Consider the following 16,206-nt stretch of genomic DNA (forward strand, 5'->3'; position numbering starts at 1 on the left):
CCCGCCGGAGCCCCGCGCCGGGTACCGCCGGGGCAGCAGGCCCGGATCCGCACCTTCCACCCGCGCCGGGGCCGGCTCAGCGGGCGACACCTGGACGCGCTGGACCGACTCTGGCCCCGGTACGGCCTGACCGTGCCGGCGCCGGATCACGTCGCCGACGGCGACCTGCCGATGATCGACCAACCCACCAACGACCGGCCCACCAACGCCGCGTCAGCCACCAACGCCGCCTCAGCCACCCACGCCGCCTCAGCCGCCAACGCCGCCTCAACCACCCACGCCGCCTCAGCCGCCAACGCCTCAGCCATCGATGAGCGGGCCGCCAGCGACCGGGCGGCCGGCCAACTGGACCTGGTCGAGCTGTTCGGGCGGGCGGCGCCGGTGGTGCTGGAGATCGGTTCCGGGATGGGTGACGCCACCGTGGCGATGGCCGCCGCCGACCCGGGGCGGGACTATCTCGCCGTCGAGGTGCACACCCCGGGCATCGCCAACCTGCTCGCCCTCACCGAGCGGCACGGGCTGACCAATCTCCGGATCGCCCAGGGTGACGCGCTCGACCTGGTACGGCACCTGCTGCCGCCGAACCGGCTCGACGGCGTACACATCTTCTTTCCCGACCCGTGGCCCAAGCCTCGGCACCACAAGCGCCGGCTTATCCAACCCGCGCACGTCGCGCTGCTCCGCTCCCGGCTGGTCCGCGGCGGCACCCTGCACTGCGCCACCGACTGGCCGGAGTACGCCGCGAGCATGCGCGACACCCTGGCCGCCGACCCGGAGTTGGTGAACCTGTATCCCGGCTACGCGCCCCGTCCGGCCCACCGCCCGGTGACGAAGTTCGAGCGGCGGGGGGCCTCCGCCGGCCGTCCGATCCTCGACCTGATCTTCCGGCGCCGCTGAGGTGTAAGGGCCCCGCCTATCGTTTTCTGCTGTAGAAGGGCCCCTTCCCTACACGGGACCGATTGGCGTTGCCGAGCTGGGACAGGCACCATGGACCGGCTATGAGGCTCACCGACCAGCTGCCGGGCAGCGCCGAACCCGACGCCCTCTTCGACGCGTTCGCCGGCTGGGCCCAGGAGCGTGGCCTCAGCCTCTATCCCCACCAGGAGGAGGCGCTGATCGAGATCGTCTCCGGGGCCAACCTCATCCTGAGCACCCCGACCGGCTCCGGCAAGAGCCTGGTCGCCACCGGTGCCCACTTCGCGGCCCTGGCCGACGATCGGGTCAGCTTCTACACCGCGCCGATCAAGGCGCTGGTCTCGGAGAAGTTCTTCGCGCTCTGCGAGATCTTCGGTGCCGAGAACGTCGGGATGCTGACCGGGGACGCCAGCGTCAACGAGGATGCGCCGATCATCTGCTGTACGGCGGAGATCCTCGCCAACATCGCGCTGCGCGACGGTGAGCGGGCCGACGTCGGCATGGTGATCATGGACGAGTTCCACTTCTACGCCGAGCCGGACCGGGGCTGGGCCTGGCAGGTGCCGCTGATCGAGCTGCCGCAGGCGCAGTTCGTGCTGATGTCCGCCACGCTGGGCGACGTCACCCGGTTCGTCGACGACCTGACCCGGCGTACCGGGCGGCCGACGGCGCTGGTACGCAACGCCGAGCGGCCCGTACCGCTGATGTTCTCCTACGCGATGACGCCGCTGCACGAGACCCTGGAGGAGCTGCTCTCCACCCGGCAGGCGCCGATCTACGTCGTGCACTTCACCCAGGCCGCCGCGCTCGAACGCGCCCAGGCGCTGATGAGCGTCAACGTCGCCACCCGGGCCGAGAAGGACATGATCGCCGAAGCGATCGGCAACTTCCGGTTCACCGCCGGCTTCGGGCGTACGCTGTCGCGCTTGGTCCGGCACGGCATCGGGGTGCATCACGCGGGGATGCTGCCGAAGTACCGGCGGCTGGTGGAGACGCTGGCCCAGGCCGGGCTGCTCAAGGTGATCTGCGGTACCGACACCCTCGGGGTCGGGATCAACGTGCCGATCCGTACCGTGCTGTTCACCGGCCTGTCGAAGTACGACGGTGTCAAGACCCGGCTGCTCAAGGCGCGCGAGTTCCACCAGATCGCCGGCCGGGCCGGGCGGGCCGGCTTCGACACCTTGGGCACGGTGGTGGTGCAGGCGCCGGAACACGTGATCGAGAACGAGAAGGCGCTCGCCAAGGCGGGCGACGACCCGAAGAAGCGGCGCAAGGTGGTCCGGAAGAAGCCACCGGAGGGGTCGATCGGTTGGGGCCGGCCCACCTTCGAGCGGCTGGTCGAGGCTGAGCCGGAGCCGCTGACGTCGAGCTTCCAGGTCAGTCACGCGATGCTGCTCAACGTGATCAGCCGGCCCGGCGACGCGTTCGCCGCGATGCGGCACCTGCTGACCGACAACCACGAGGACGGCCCGGCGCGGCGCAGGCACATCCGGCGGGCCATCGCCATCTACCGGGCACTGCTGGCCGGCGGCGTGGTGGAGCGGCTCGCCGAGCCGGACGAGCAGGGTCGACGGGTACGCCTCACCGTCGACCTCCAGCTCGACTTCGCGCTCAACCAGCCACTCTCGCCGTTCGCGCTGGCCGCGATCGAGCTGCTGGACAGCGCCTCCCCGACATACGCCCTGGACGTGCTCTCGGTGGTGGAATCCACACTCGACAACCCTCGGCAGGTGCTCTCGGCACAGCAGTTCAAGGCCCGGGGCGAGGCGGTCGCGGCGATGAAGGCCGACGGCATCGAGTACGAGGCCCGGCTCGAACTGCTCGACGAGGTGACCCACCCGAAGCCGCTCGCCGAACTGCTGGACGCCGCCTACGAGATGTACCGGCGGGGGCACCCCTGGGTGGCCGACTACGAGCTGCGGCCGAAGTCGGTGGTCCGGGACATGTACGAGCGGGCGATGACCTTCGTCGAGTACGTCAACTTCTACGGCCTGTCCCGCTCCGAGGGACTGGTGCTGCGCTACCTGGCGGACGCGTACAAGGCGCTGCGGCAGAGCGTGCCCGAAGACGCCAAGACCGAGGAACTGATCGACCTGATCGAGTGGCTCGGCGAGCTGGTCCGGCAGGTCGACTCCAGCCTGATCGACGAGTGGGAGCGGCTTCGCAACCCGGCCGACCCGACCACTGTGGTGGTGGTGGACGAGAAGCCGCCGGCGGTCACCGGCAACGTCCGGGCGTTCCGGGTACTGGTCCGCAACGCGCTGTTCCGCCGGGTGGAGCTGGCCGCGCTGCGCCGCTTCGACGAGCTCGGGGCGCTGGATGCCGAGGACGGCTGGGACGCCGACGCCTGGGCCGACGCGCTGGAGCCCTACTTCGAGGCGTACGACGAGATCGGTACCGGGCCGGCCGCGCGCGGTCCCGCGCTGCTGATGATCGAGCAGGGCCGGGACCGCTGGACGGTCCGGCAGATCCTCGACGACCCGGAGGGGGACCACGACTGGGGGATCAGCGCGGAGGTCGACCTCGCCGCCTCCGACGCGGCGGGTACGGCGGTGCTCCGGGTGACCGAGGTCGGACAGCTCCAGTAGCCGTCGCGGTCTGCGGCCGGCCCATATCCTTGCCCGCATGACGATCACCGATCACGAGCTGGCCATCGCGGCGGCACAGGCGGGTGCCGAGGTGGTGCGCTCCCGGTACGGCGGCGCGCTGGCCCGGTTCGACAAGGGTTCGGGCGACTTCGCCACCGCCGCCGACCTCGATGCGGAGCAGGCGATCCTGGCGGTGCTCCGTGCCGCCCGCCCGGACGACACCGTGGTCGGTGAGGAGAGCGGCCGCACGGGATCCGCCGGGAACGGCCGGGAGTGGCTGGTCGACCCGCTCTGCGGCACCCTGAACTACGCGGCCCGTAGCATGCTGGTCGCGGTGAACGTCGCGCTGCACTCCGGCCCGGAGACCATCGTGGCAGCCTCGGCCGACCCGTTCAGCGGCGAGGTGTTCTGGACCGACGGCGCCCGGGCCCGGGTACGTCACGACGGCGTGGACACCGACCTCCGTCCGTCGGCCGACTGCTGGCTGGTGGACGTCAACCTGGATCCGCCGTACCCGAACGATCCCGCCTTCCGGGCCGTACGCCTGCTCGCCGACCGCGGGTTCGCCGAGCGCTTCCGCCCGCGCGTGGTCTCCAGCACCCTCGCGGTGGCCTGGGTCGCGGCCGGCCGGCGGGCCGGATACGTGACCGACGGGCACCTGCGGGACAGCGTGCACTTCACCAGCGGGATCGCGTTGTGCCGGGCCGCGGGTTGTGTGGTCACCGGCCTGCGCGGGCAGCCACTGCACACCGGTCCGGGCGGTCTGCTCGTGGCGGCCGACGCACAGACCCACGCCGCACTGCTGGCCCTGGTGGAGAAGCAGTTCGGGGCCGGCGCCGATCCGTCGGCGGACCCGCCGTAGGCCACCGGCACCGGCCGAACCGGACCGCGACCGGGGCGCTGCCGGACGTCCGGCCGCCGGCAGCGCCCCGGTGGGCTAGCGCTGGTCGAAGTGGAACTCGTTGTCGGCCTCCTTGACGTCCGGCACGGGGTTCCGCTGCTGGTCGAGGCGCGTCACGTGGGCTCGGGCGGAGACCTGGGTCAGTTTCGCGCCGCTGCTGGCCACGCCGAGCACGAGGGTCCTGGTCTGGCCGGCCGGTATCCGGTCCAGCAGGCAGTCGAGGTTGGCCGGCGACGAGTCGGGGTTGGTGGCCGCTTCGAGGCAGTCGGTCCAGCCGCCGCCCTCGTGGCGCACGTTCTCACCCAGTTCCAGCGACAGGAGCACATGGTCCGCGTCGGCGGGCCCGGCGTTACGGATCGTGACGGTGGTGCTGCCGTGCCGCGACCCGTCGGCGGCCTGCGGCCCGTACACCACGTCGGTGGCGGTCACCCGCAGGTCGGCCAGGCCCTTCTTGGCGGGGAACCCGGTCGGGCCGCCGGTCTGCGCGAACTTCTCGCCGGTCCACCCGTACGTGCGCCACTGCCGGACCACCGCAGCCGATCCCGGGTCGCCGGCCGGCTCCCGGTCGCCGACCTCGATCCGGATCGAGCCGTCCGGCCGTGTGTCGACCTGGAAGATCCAGCCAAGCGGCCGGCTCGTCAGCACCTGACCCATGGTGACGATGTTGCCGGTCGCGTCCCGGCCGAAGACCGCAACCTGGGTCTGCACGACGGAGCGGTTGAACTTGCAGCCGATCATGGCCACGGTCTCCTCGGCGCCGTCCAGGTCCACATCGGCATAGTCGGCACTCTGTAGCCAGTTCCCCTCCTCCTGGGGCGCCCTGCCGCCGAGCCGCCCTCCGCGTTGGCATGGCGCGTCGCCCCACCACGCCGGCAGGTCGGGTCGGGCGGCGAGCAGGTCGGCGCTGGTGATGCGGCGGTCCGGTACCGCCGGCGCGGTGGTGGCGCTCTGCGTCGGGCTCAGCGACGGGGCGGGGGTCGGGGGCGGGGTGGGCTCGGTCGAAGTGGCCGGCGGGGGTGGTGGGGTCCGATCCTGACTGAGAGCGGCGTACCCGGCCGCCGGGCCGACGACGAACGCCACGGCGACCGCGGCGCCGACGGTGGTGGCGACGCTGCGGCGCTTCCGCACCGTGGTACGGACGGCACCCGGACCGGCCGGCGTGACATCGGTCATCCGCTCGTTGCGGTAGGCGGCGAACCGGGCGTTCAGCAACATGTCATCGTCGGTCACGGCTGCGCTCCTCGCTCGGTCAGGTGGGTGGCCAGTGCCGCCCGGCCGCGGTGCAACCAGGACTTGACCGTTCCCTCGGCCACACCCTCCTGTCGGGCGATCTCCGAGATCGGCATGTCGGCCAGGTGGTGCAGGACGACGGCGCGGCGGTGGTGCGGAGGTAGCAGGGCGAGGGCCGCCTCCAGCGCGACCCGGTCCAGGCTTGGTGCGGGTACATGCTCCGCACGCTGCCGCCCCAGGAAGAGCTGGGCGGTACGCAGCCGCCGCCACCGGCTGGTGGCCAGGTTCCAGGCGACCTTGCGGACCCACGCCACCGGGTCGTCGTAACGGACGATCTTCTGCCACCGGGAGAACGCGCGGCAGAACGCCTCCTGCACCAGGTCCTGCGCATGCCCGAGATCTCCGGTGTACGCGCAGAGTTGTACGGTCAGCGCCCGGAAGTGTGCCTGGTAGAACGCGTCGAAGTCGACCTCTGGCACCTTACCCCCGGCATTCGACGGCGGTGGTTGGTCCAGACGCGGCGGCATTGACAACTGCACGACCCCTCCCCGGACAGGTTCCCGGCCGCAGGCCGGAGGACGGCGGTAACACGTGCCGGTGTCGGATCAGGTTGCAGCCGAGGCCGGCGTAGGTCACCTGTGTGGTCCAGCTGCAGACGTGCGGCGGGACGATCCCCATGCGGATCGAGTACCCCCGACGTCCAGAGCTCCCGGGGGTAGGGTCAGACCGGGGGGTGCGAGGGTGAGTTTCCGGCTGGCCGCATACGCCATATGCATCGAGGGTGAGCGGGTGCTCCTCGCCCGTCATGTAGCACCGACCGGCGACACCCTCTGGACGCTGCCCGGTGGCAGGGTCGAGCACGCGGAGGATCCGTTCGATGCGGTGATCCGGGAGGTCGCCGAAGAGACCGGCTGCAACGCGGTGGTCGAACGCCTGCTGGGCGTCGACTCCAGGGTGATCGCCGCCGCCGAAGCGTGGTCGGGGACCGAGCACCAGAACGTCGGGATCTTCTACCGGGTCCGTATCACCGGTGGCGCACTCAGGCCCGAGCCGAACGACGAAGCCGTCGAGGCGGTATGGACTCCGATCCCGCACGTGGCGCGGTTACGCCGATCATCGCTGGTCGACATTGGTCTTGCGCTGGCGCAGACCCTGCCGGCAACGGGCCACGTCGCTCCGGTCCCGGTCGGCGGCCTCGTCCAGCACTGAGCCCGCGTGGAGACCAGCAGCCCGCAGGGCAGTCCGGGCGGCTCGCAGGTCCACTCGCGAAGGCAACCCGGACACTCGCGAGGCTCGCCCGGGCACGGCGCCGAAGCCGTTGGCCTATGTGGTGACCACGAGCGAAACACGTTCGTGCGGACGAACCATCGAATGTGGTCCGGACGCACTTGGTCGATTCTCCGTCTCCTGGGTCATCGCGACAAGGCGGCGGAGGTGGGGTGGCGCTCAGCGAGCGCGCCTTGCGTGAGCGACGGTTCGGCGGGCGTCGCGCCAAGCGGCAAATGCCGTCCGCATCCGAGGCGACGAGACGGCTTCGCCTCGCCGTCTAGCCATCAGTTGGTCGATCAGCCAGCTTGGGGCCTGCGCCTGCTGGATGGCCTGCGTCTTGGTGAGGAGCTCGCCGCTGTCGAGTGCGTAGCGACCTCGGGCCATGGAGGTGAGACCAAGCTCAGCGATGGTGTGGTCAAGCCAGATCCATGGGCGTCGCGCGGCCCAGGCCCAGTAGCCGGTCAGCTCGGCGTGGGCCGCCGCTCTTATGTCCTCGGCCGAGACTTCGGGGAAGACGTCGCGCGGCGAGCGTCCGAGGATTTCGTATCCGTGCCGCACCAGTTCGGCTCTGGTGATCCTGGAGAGGATGCGGTGAACGAGCTGGCCATGGGTCCAGGTCGGATGCTGCACCTCGATAGCGGAGATGGTCGTGACATCGACGTACACGCATCCGAGTTTGAATCCCGCTCCGCTCCCGCTGTCGAGGTGACGATGGATGCCTGCAAGTGTTGCCTGCCGACCGGTGTCGACAGGTCCGTCGACGAGCGCAACCAGGTCAAGGTCGCTGATGCGAGGCACGTAGTCACCGGTGGCCAACGATCCTGCCACCATCAGGTCGCTGACCCATCCGAGTTCGCTCAGCTCGTTGGCAAGATCTCGAACGGCAGCGGGTGATGTCGCCATGATGGCGAGTGTAAGGATCGTCTCCAGCAGCCGACCTGGAGCGGACGCCCGCTTCGGATTGGGTGATGGGCCGTCAGAGGACGTGCCCGCGCCAGTCCTGGCTTGGCGGGCCGAAGAGCAGGCCGTTCTCGTCAAGCGCGTTGTAAATCGTCAAGTGCCATGCCGGGAAGGCGAAACCGGCGATACTGCCGTCGGCAATCGTTCCGCCGGCGCATTCGAAGGGCTCCGCCTGGCGCAGCATCTGCCCCCGGAACTCTTCGAGCTGCTCGATCGGCTCGGCCCGACAGACGAGTGAAATGAACGACGTGGCCGCAGATCGTTGAGGCCGTCGAGAAGATCTTCCGGGGGGCCGCCGGCCGGTAGGAGGACGGTTCGCAAGATCACTCGCAGACTTCCCGGAGACTCGCAGGGTTCAGGCGGAAGCGACACCCGATGTCGCGTCCGGTTCAAGGTTGCGGATGATCAAGGCGCCGGCCAGCGACTCGTAGGGTAGGTCCGGACGACGCCGGGTGAGAGTGTCCGGATTTGCCTTGCGGTTTCCGGGCTCGGCGGTGTCTGTGGGTCTCCCTCCGCGTCGGACGTCCTGCTGGTGAAGATGTAGTGGGGTGGCTTGACCGACGTCGCGCGCGCCGCCCTCCGGATGATGAGGTGGCACGGTGACCAACCACGATGAGGCGGCGGCTGTCCGACCGTTGACGTTGGCTTGGGTGAGCCGGCATCTGGAGGTCGGCGAACGGATCGTCAGGGTCGAGGTGCTGCACGGTGGTGTTACTGCCGAAATGCGGAGGCTGACCATCGGCACGCGGGACGGAAGCACCCGTGACCTGGTGTTGCGGAGCTTCGTCGACCCGTTCTATGTGGGACACGCCGAGGACTGGCTGAACCGGGAGGCCGCCGCCCTGTCCCTGCTCACGGGGACCGGCGTGCCGGCTCCTGGACTGCTCGCGGTTGATCCGACCGCCGCGCATTGCGAGTATCCATCGCTGCTGATGACACGTCTGGCAGGCCGGACGGTCCTCGACGATGAGGGATTGGAGACGCGCGTTCCTCTGCTGGCCCGTCAACTCGTGGCGATCCACGCGTTGCGACCCGCCGAGCGGCCCCGGGAGTATGTGGCGTTGACGACCGCCGACACCGTCGTGACTCCGAAGGGCGCCGACGCGGCGGCATGGGCCGCGGCGATCGACGTGATCCGCAGGCCCGCGCCGCCCTATGAAGGGCGATTCCTGCACCGGGACTTCCAACCCGGCAACGTGCTGTTCGACGTGCCGCCGGCAAGTCCGGCAGGTGCCCGGATTACCGGCGTCGTCGACTGGGCAGCGACCTCCTGGGGCCCGGCGGATCTCGATGCGGCGCACTGCTCCACCAATCTCGCGCTGCTGCACGGCCCGGCGTGGGGTCTGCGGTTCACTCAGGCGTATGAGGAGGCCGGCGAAGGGCTGGCCGCGACCGCGAGCGAGCGGCTGTACTGGCAGGTGCGGGACGCGCTGGCGTGCTCAGAAGAAGTGCAGTTGGTGGCGCAGCCATGGCGGGAGGCAGGCAGGACGGAGCTGACGACGCGAGCCGTGGAGGAGCGGTTGGATGTCTATGTCACCGCCCTGATGGACGCGCTGGGCTGAGCCAAGGCGGTCCGGGGCGCGGCTCGGACCTCATCGTTCACCGCTTAACCAAGCGAGGAATCGAGGTTCGGCGGCGGCGACGTCGTGATCGGCGGGCAACCTCGGCGGCATAGGCGGCTCTGACAGCGCCTTGCGGGGCCCGGTGTCGAACAGATCGGTCGGGGCCGCCTCGTCATAGCCGCATCAGGGTCGACGCCCGGTGAGGACGTCGTTGTACTCATCGATCAAGGTGTTGGCCGCCTCGATTTCGGCAGAGTCGAGGCCGGTGGACTGCACGAACATCCACTTGTAGAGGCCCTCGATCGCAGCGGTGTACTCGTCGAAGGGTTCCCGGATCGTGCGGGCTCGGGCAGCGGGGACCGGTGGGTGGCTTGGCCGGTGCGGGTGCGGGCGGCGATTCGGGCGCCGGCCTTGTCCGGTCCGTGCTCGGCCCGGGTGAGTAAGTCGTCGAGGACCCGGGCAATGTCGGCCTCGGTCGCGCCGGTGCCGGCCAGCCGGCGGGCGTGGCGCCAGGTGAAGTAGTCGACAGTCATGCCACGGGATCTTTCACTCCGTCGATGCCCGCCTTGCGTTACCAACTCGGCACGTACGGGTGAAACCGCAACCCGAATCCGGACTCCGCAAGATCATCCGAAAGGTAGGTCCGGACTCCGCCAGGTTCGCGCGGACGCGACACCCGATATGCCCCTTTTGGGCTGGGCAGAGCGGCGAGAATCAATTAGAATGTGTGTACTAAAACGGCTTCTGAACTGGGAGGACAGCCGTGCCAGAGTCCGTCGCCACCGCGCCTACTGCCGCCCCCCTCCCCTACGCCACCCTGCTCGCCTTCACCCGTTACGTCGACCGCACCGGCCCGGCCAAGGCGACGTTCGTCGGCGGCCTCCGCAAGCAACGCGCGAGCCGCTCGGGCTTCAACCCGCATGGGCAGCTCGTCAAGGCGCTCAAGACCGACATCGCCTTCCGGACCGGCGGCCGCCACCTGGCGGAGATCGCCGGGGTCGTCAAGCCGCGCTGGCGTCCGCTCTACGAGGCGCTGGTCCCGGGCGCGATCAGCTACCTGCACTCGCTCGGCGACCTGTCGGCGGTCAACCTCGCCCAGACCCACGACGCGCTCGGGATGGTCGGTGACCTGCCGGTGAAGGTCAACCCGCACCTCGGCCTGCGCTACGACGACGGCCGGCGGGAGGCCGTCCGGCTGCACTTCGACGAGCAGCCGCCGAGCCAGGAGGCGCTGCTGGCCACCCTGCACCTGATGGGCCGGCAGATGGACCAGGTGCTGCCCGGCGCCGAGCCGGTGCTCGTCGACGTCCGCCGGGGGATGACCCACCACCCCGATCCCGCCGTCCGCTCCGACCAGGTAGCGCGCTGGCTGGCCGGCGAGGCCGCCGCCTTCACCGCCATCTGGTCCACCGCCGCCTGACAGCACCGGCACCGGCAACGAAGACAGCACGCAGAGGCCGGACCCCCGGACGAGAACGCACTACGTGCGGGAACGAGTGGCCTCCCCGCGCTGGAAGGCCACTCGTTCCCAGATCGAGCGCGATCTTCCCGCCGCGGGGCGGGCGGATCGCGGGGTTCGGTCAGACGGTCAGGGACCAGGTGTCGAGGCGTCCGGCGTACGGGGCCGCCGCGTCCTGCACCCGCAGCCGCCAACTGCCGTTGCGGGCCTCGGCCGACAGGTTCACCAGGTAGACCGCGTTGATCGGTGACCCGCCGACGACCCGGTTACGCAGCAGGTAGGAGCTACCGTCCGGGGCGACCAGCCGCAGCACCAGGTCGCCGACCCGGCCGTGCGAGATCCGTACGGCGACCGCGCTGGTCGTCGAGGCGTTCCCCGAACAGCCACTGAGGACGATCGGGCTCTGCACCGTGCCGAGGTCCGGGATGGCCACGGCCGTCGTGTTGCTGCCGGCGCAGGCGGTCGGCGTACCGGCCGTCAGGTTCAGCGTCCAGGTGTCGATCCAGCCGACGTCCGCGTACGCCATGTCCTGCACCCGCAGCCGCCACCGGCCGCTCGCCGTCTCGCTGGACAGGTTGACCCGGAAGGTCTGGTCGATGTTGTCCGCGCCGCCGCCCGTCCGGTTGTGCAGCAGGTACGCGCTGCCGTCCGGCGCCACCAGGTGCACCACCAGGTCACCGCGGTACGTGTGCAGGATCCGCACCCGGACCGTGCTCGACGCCGACGCCCGGCCCGGGCAGCCGGTGATGGTCACCCCGCTCTCCACACTGGACATGTCCGGGATCTCGACGTCGGCGCTGTTCGTGCCGGTACAGCCGGCGGGGTTCGTGACGGTCAGGGTGTACGGCGCGACCCTGGTGGCGTACGGGCCGGTGCCGGTGATCGTCAGCCGGTAGCTGCCCGGCACCGCCGCCGAGCCGACCCGGATCGTCAACACCGACGACCTGCCGGCGACGACCGAGGCCGAGCTGAACGTGGCGGTGACCCCCCTGGGCAGTCCGGCGACGGTCAGCGCGACCGTCTGGGCCGAACCGGCCGTGACCCGGGTGCTCACCGTCGCCTTGACCGTGCCGCCCGGACCGGCCGAGCCACCGCCCGGGGCGACCGTGAGGGTGAAGTCGGACGTGGGTACGCCGGCGACGTGCAACAGGATGTTCGGCGAGCCGGGACCGGGATCGGTGACCAGGCCGGGTGTGCCGCCGCCGACCAGTACGTCGCGCACCTGCTGCGGGGTGTACGACGGGTTCTGCGCCAGCACGAGCGCGGCGGCGCCGGCCACGTGTGGCGAGGCCATCGAGGTGCCGTCCGCCGGCCCGCTGGAGGTGTCGCTGTCGATGGTGGACGAGACGATCGCCACCCCTGGGGCGAAGATGTCGACGCAGGTGCCGTAGTTGGAGAAGGTGGCCCGGGCGTCGGTACGGCCGGGGCCGCCCGGGAAGCCGCCGGTGGCGGCCACGGTGATCGCGGCGGGGACGCTCGCCGGTGAGCTGCCGCAGGCGTCGACGCTCGCGTTGCCGGCCGCGACGGCGTAACTGACGCCGTCGGCGATCGAGTTCGCCACCGCCGTGTTGGCCGCGCTGTTCGCCGGCCCGCCGAGGCTCATGTTCGCCACCGCGCGCTCGCCGGGGTCGTGGTCGCCGGTGACCCAGTCGACGCCGGCGATCACCTGCGCGTAGCTGCCGCTGCCGCTGCAGTCCAGTACCCGTACCGCGACCAGGGTCACGCCCTTGGCGACCCCGTACTCGGCGCCGCCGACGGTGCCGGCGACGTGCGTGCCGTGCCCCTGGCAGTCGTCGGCGGATCCGCCGTCGATCGCGTCGAAGCCGGAGACCGCCCGACCGCCGAAGGTGCTGTGGGTGAGCCGGATGCCGGTGTCGATGACGTAGGCCCGGACCCCGCTGCCGGTGTTCGGGTAGGTGTAGCTGTCGTCAAGCGCCAGCGGGCGCCGGTCGAGCCGGTCGAGGCCCCAGGAGGGGGTCGGGGTCTGCGTACCGGTGAGCCGGACCCGGTGGTTCTGTTCGACGTACGCCACGGACGGGTCGGTGCTGAGCCGCCGGGCCGCCTCGGCGGAGCCGGTGAACTCGAAGCCGCGCAGCGCGTGCCGGTAGGTGCGGGCCACCTTTCCGCCGGCCCGGTCTGCGAGTACGCCGGCCCGGTCGGTCACCGAGTCGGCGCTGACGGACGCCTCCTTGAGGACCACCAGATAGCTTCCGCTGATCGCGGTGGCGCCGCCGGAGTTTCGGATCGTACCGCCGGCCGGTGCCGCGGCCGCCGGTGCCGCCGCCGCGCCGAGCAGCCCGGCGGTTACCGCGACGACCAGGGCGAATCTTCCCGCCCGGCGGTGACCTGATGTGCTGGCAATTTCCATCGCCATTCTTCTCCCCTCCTGCCGGTGGCCGGGGCCCGCGCGACGGTGCCGCGACGCCGCCCCGGGAAACGGCTAACGGGACACTACGAGGGGTATCTGAATACTGGCGGACAGTAACCGACACCGGTGCAGTCGGCATCTGGACCGGGAGGGCCGTTACCTGACCAGGATCTCTCGACTATCGGCGGAGCGTGAGGATCAGGTCGGCGACCAGCGCGGTCCAGCCGGTCTGGTGCCAGGCACCCAGACCGGCTCCGTTGTCGCCGTGAAAGTACTCCGGAAAGGCGAGCAGGTCCTTCCAGTCCGGATGGGTCTGGAAGAGTTCGGCGATCCCGTAGATCGGGCGGCGCCCCCAGGCGTCCGGCACGAAGAGCGCGATCAGCCGGGCGGAGAGGTCGTCGGCGATCTCGGTCAGGGTGTGCTTGCTCCCGGACCGGGTCGGATACTCGACCAGCAGGTCGTCGCCGAAGAACGCCGCGTGGTCCCGGAGTGCGGAGATCAGCATGAAGTTGGTCGGCATCCAGATCGGGCCACGCCAGTTCGAGTTGCCGCCGAAGAGCCCGGAGGTCGATTCGGCCGGCTCGTAGCCGACGGTGAACTCCTGCCCACCCAACTCCACCGCGAACGGCTGGTCCAGGTGCCGGCGGGAGAGCGTACGCAGCCCGTACGGGGAGAGGAACTCCTCCTCGTCCAGCATCCGGGCGAGCAGCCGGACCACCTGGTCCGGGCCGACCATGGAGAGCAGGCGCTGCTGCCGCCCGTCGACCCCGAGCCGGCGACCGCCGATCACCCGGGCGTACTCCGGCTTGTTGGCCAGGAACCAGCGCAGCCGGGCGGTCAGCTCGGGCAGCCGGTTCAGCGTCACGGTGGTCAGCCGGGTGATCGCGGCCAGCGGCAGCAGCCCGACCACCGACCGCACCTTGAGCGGTCGGCTGGTCCCGTCCGGCAGCCGCAGCACGTCGTAGAAGAAGCAGTCCTCCTCGTCCCAGAGGCCCTGGTCGTAGGCGGCCGCCGCAATGTACGCGAAGTGCTCGAAGAACTTCGTCGCGATGTCCGAGTACGTCGGGTCGTGCACCGCCAGGATCAGCGCCATGTCCAGCAGGTTGAGCGCGTACATGGCCATCCAGCCGGTACCGTCGGACTGCTCCAGCACCCCGGCGACCGGCAGCGCGGCCGAGCGGTCGAACGGGCCGACGTTGTCCAGCCCGAGGAAGCCACCCTCGAAGACGTTGTTGCCGCCGACATCCTTGCGGTTGACCCACCAGGTGAAGTTCAACAGCAGCTTGTGCATCATCCGGGCCAGGAAGTCGAAGTCCCGACCACCGTCGATCTCGAAGACCTTCAGCGCCGCCCAGGCGTGCACCGGCGGGTTCACGTCGCCGAACGCCCACTCGTACGCCGGGATCTGCCCGTTCGGGTGCAGGTACCACTCACGGAGCAGCAACAGCAGTTGCGCCTTGGCGAAGCCGGGGTCGACCCGGGCGATGGTCACGCAGTGGAAGGCCAGGTCCCAGGCGGCGTACCAGGGATACTCCCAGGGGTCCGGCATCGAGATGACGTCGAAGCTGTTCATGTGCCGCCAGGAGCTGTTCCGGCCGAACCGGCGCCCGTCCGGCGGGGGTGCGGCGGCCGGGTCGCCGGTCAGCCACTGCTGCACGTCGAAGTGGTAGAACTGCTTGCCCCACATCAGCCCGGCGATCGCCTGCCGGACGACCAGCGTCTCCTGCGCGGAGGCGCCGTCCGGAATCAGCCGGCCGAAGAACTCGTCCGCCTCGGCGCGCCGGGTCGCCAGCACCGCGTCGTGCTCCGCCCCGAGGTCGAGCGAGGGCGCGGGCTCGCTGGCCGGCGGCGGGGCGGTCCGGATGAGCCGAAGCTTGATCACCATCTCGCCCCGGGCCGGTACGTCCAGCACGTAGTGCAGCGCCCCCTTGGTGCCCTCGCCGGCCGGGTTGACCGTGTCCGCGCCGTGCACCACGTGGTCGTTGATGCCGTCCTTCGGGTAGGCGCTGCGCCCGGGCAGCCCCCAGAGTCGTTCGGTGTTGGTCTCGTTGTCACAGACCAGCGCGGCCGGGCCGCCGTCGCCCTCCAGCACCAACTGGCCGAGCACCCAGTGCTCGCCGACCAGCCGGCCCGGGCTGCCGACCAGCCTCGGCACCTGGTCCCGGCCGGGCAGCCCCCAGGACCAGGTGTTGCGGAACCAGAGCGTGGGCAGCACGTGCAGGGTGGCCGGCTCCGCTCCCCGGTTCGCCACGGAAATCGAGACGCACATGTCGGTCGGGGACGCCTTCGCGTAGTCGACGGTCACCGCCCAGTACCGGTCGTCGTCGAAGATCCCGGTGTCGACCAGTTCGTACTCCGGCTCCTCCCGGCCGCGCGCGGCGTTGACCGCGACCAGCTCGTCGTAGGGGAAGGCGGCCTGCGGGTAGTGGTAGCGCCAGCGCATGAAGGAGTGCGTGGGGGTGGAGTCCAGGTACCACCAGTAGTCCTTGACGTCCTCGCCGTGGTTGCCGCCGTCGCCGCCGAGCCCGAACATTCGCTCCTTGAGGATCGGGTCCGCGCCGTTCCAGAGCGCCAGGCCGAAGCAGAAGGTCTGCCACTCGTCGCAGATCCCGGCCATCCCGTCCTCGTTCCACCGGTAGGTCCGGGACCGGGCGTGGTCGTGCGGGAAGTAGTCCCAGGCGGTGCCGTGCTCGCTGTAGTCTTCCCGGACCGTCCCCCAGGCCCGCTCGGCGAGGTACGGCCCCCAGGCCCGCCACGGCTCCTGGCCGGCGTCGGCCTCGGCCAGCCGTGCACGCTCCGGATCCAGCTCGGCACGCCCCGGATCCAGTCCGGTCCGCCCCGCGTCCCGGGCACGCCCCGGGGACCCGCTGCCGGCGCTGCGCCGACCGGTGTCCCTCCCGTCGTCCATCCGACCCCCGCCCGTCATCCGACCGATCCCGGTCGTCCTTCCGATC

The 16,206-nt window shown here is 70.7% G+C and carries 12 protein-coding genes; 6 read left to right on the forward strand and 6 right to left on the reverse strand.

All coding sequences use genetic code 11. The features are described from left to right. Positions 1–306: 306 nt before the first annotated feature. The 3 genes from trmB to EV371_RS01325 all read left to right on the forward strand — a co-directional run bounded on the left by trmB (position 307) and on the right by EV371_RS01325 (position 4,365). The gene (gene trmB, locus EV371_RS01315) at positions 307–897 is read left to right on the forward strand and encodes a tRNA (guanosine(46)-N7)-methyltransferase TrmB (protein ID WP_349340816.1); all 591 of its coding nucleotides are present in this window, start codon (positions 307–309) and stop codon (positions 895–897) included. A gap of 101 nt (positions 898–998) precedes the next feature. Continuing rightward, a complete protein-coding gene (locus EV371_RS01320) occupies positions 999–3,503 on the forward strand; it encodes a DUF3516 domain-containing protein (RefSeq protein ID WP_130460420.1) in 2,505 nt (834 codons plus the stop codon). 37 nt (positions 3,504–3,540) lie between these two features. Continuing rightward, positions 3,541–4,365: an inositol monophosphatase family protein gene (locus EV371_RS01325; RefSeq protein ID WP_130460421.1), complete on the forward strand. Its 825-nt coding sequence runs from the start codon at positions 3,541–3,543 to the stop codon at positions 4,363–4,365. 75 nt (positions 4,366–4,440) lie between these two features. Here EV371_RS01325 and EV371_RS01330 read toward each other — a convergent pair whose 3' ends face one another. Then, positions 4,441–5,634: a hypothetical protein gene (locus EV371_RS01330; protein ID WP_130460422.1), complete on the reverse strand. Its 1,194-nt coding sequence runs from the start codon at positions 5,632–5,634 to the stop codon at positions 4,441–4,443. Then, complete coding sequence (locus EV371_RS01335; protein ID WP_130465571.1) at positions 5,631–6,161, reverse strand: SigE family RNA polymerase sigma factor; 531 nt, start codon at positions 6,159–6,161, stop codon at positions 5,631–5,633. The genes EV371_RS01330 and EV371_RS01335 overlap by 4 nt, the downstream gene beginning before the upstream one ends. 214 nt (positions 6,162–6,375) lie before the next feature. Here EV371_RS01335 and EV371_RS01340 point away from each other — a divergent pair, with 214 nt between their 5' ends. Then, complete coding sequence (locus tag EV371_RS01340) at positions 6,376–6,843, forward strand: NUDIX domain-containing protein (RefSeq protein ID WP_130460423.1); 468 nt, start codon at positions 6,376–6,378, stop codon at positions 6,841–6,843. Between the two features lie 237 nt (positions 6,844–7,080). Here the strand turns inward: EV371_RS01340 and EV371_RS01345 are convergent, their stop codons facing one another. Together EV371_RS01345 and EV371_RS01350 are read right to left on the reverse strand one after the other, a co-directional pair. Continuing rightward, on the reverse strand, positions 7,081–7,806 hold the full coding sequence (locus EV371_RS01345) for a nucleotidyltransferase domain-containing protein (protein WP_130460424.1): 726 nt from the start codon (positions 7,804–7,806) through the stop codon (positions 7,081–7,083). Positions 7,807–7,879: 73 nt separating this feature from the next. Further along, on the reverse strand, positions 7,880–8,047 hold the full coding sequence (locus tag EV371_RS01350; protein ID WP_486484430.1) for a hypothetical protein: 168 nt from the start codon (positions 8,045–8,047) through the stop codon (positions 7,880–7,882). Between the two features lie 415 nt (positions 8,048–8,462). Here EV371_RS01350 and EV371_RS01355 point away from each other — a divergent pair, with 415 nt between their 5' ends. Together EV371_RS01355 and EV371_RS01365 are read left to right on the forward strand one after the other, a co-directional pair. Continuing rightward, positions 8,463–9,425: a phosphotransferase gene (locus tag EV371_RS01355; RefSeq protein ID WP_130460425.1), complete on the forward strand. Its 963-nt coding sequence runs from the start codon at positions 8,463–8,465 to the stop codon at positions 9,423–9,425. Positions 9,426–10,188: 763 nt separating this feature from the next. Continuing rightward, positions 10,189–10,845: a hypothetical protein gene (locus tag EV371_RS01365; protein WP_130460427.1), complete on the forward strand. Its 657-nt coding sequence runs from the start codon at positions 10,189–10,191 to the stop codon at positions 10,843–10,845. A gap of 160 nt (positions 10,846–11,005) precedes the next feature. On the opposite strand, the gene EV371_RS01370 is transcribed toward EV371_RS01365, so the two are convergent. Next, complete coding sequence (locus EV371_RS01370; protein ID WP_130465572.1) at positions 11,006–13,252, reverse strand: S8 family serine peptidase; 2,247 nt, start codon at positions 13,250–13,252, stop codon at positions 11,006–11,008. Positions 13,253–13,430: 178 nt separating this feature from the next. Beyond that, a complete protein-coding gene (locus EV371_RS01375) occupies positions 13,431–16,178 on the reverse strand; it encodes an MGH1-like glycoside hydrolase domain-containing protein (RefSeq protein ID WP_486484431.1) in 2,748 nt (915 codons plus the stop codon). Positions 16,179–16,206: the final 28 nt, after the last annotated feature.

It is taken from the genome of Plantactinospora sp. CNZ321, from assembly GCF_004217235.1.

What these genes read in the sequence shown, in the direction of transcription:
- EV371_RS01325 (WP_130460421.1), top strand. Translation starts at nt 3,541, where the DNA reads ATGACGATCACCGATCACGAGCTGGCCATCGCGGCGGCACAGGCGGGT.
- EV371_RS01320 (WP_130460420.1), top strand. Translation starts at nt 999, where the DNA reads ATGAGGCTCACCGACCAGCTGCCGGGCAGCGCCGAACCCGACGCCCTC.
- EV371_RS01335 (WP_130465571.1), bottom strand. Translation starts at nt 6,161, where the DNA reads ATGCCGCCGCGTCTGGACCAACCACCGCCGTCGAATGCCGGGGGTAAG.
- EV371_RS01345 (WP_130460424.1), bottom strand. Translation starts at nt 7,806, where the DNA reads ATGGCGACATCACCCGCTGCCGTTCGAGATCTTGCCAACGAGCTGAGC.
- EV371_RS01370 (WP_130465572.1), bottom strand. Translation starts at nt 13,252, where the DNA reads ATGGAAATTGCCAGCACATCAGGTCACCGCCGGGCGGGAAGATTCGCC.
- EV371_RS01350 (WP_486484430.1), bottom strand. Translation starts at nt 8,047, where the DNA reads ATGCTGCGCCAGGCGGAGCCCTTCGAATGCGCCGGCGGAACGATTGCC.
- EV371_RS01375 (WP_486484431.1), bottom strand. Translation starts at nt 16,178, where the DNA reads ATGACGGGCGGGGGTCGGATGGACGACGGGAGGGACACCGGTCGGCGC.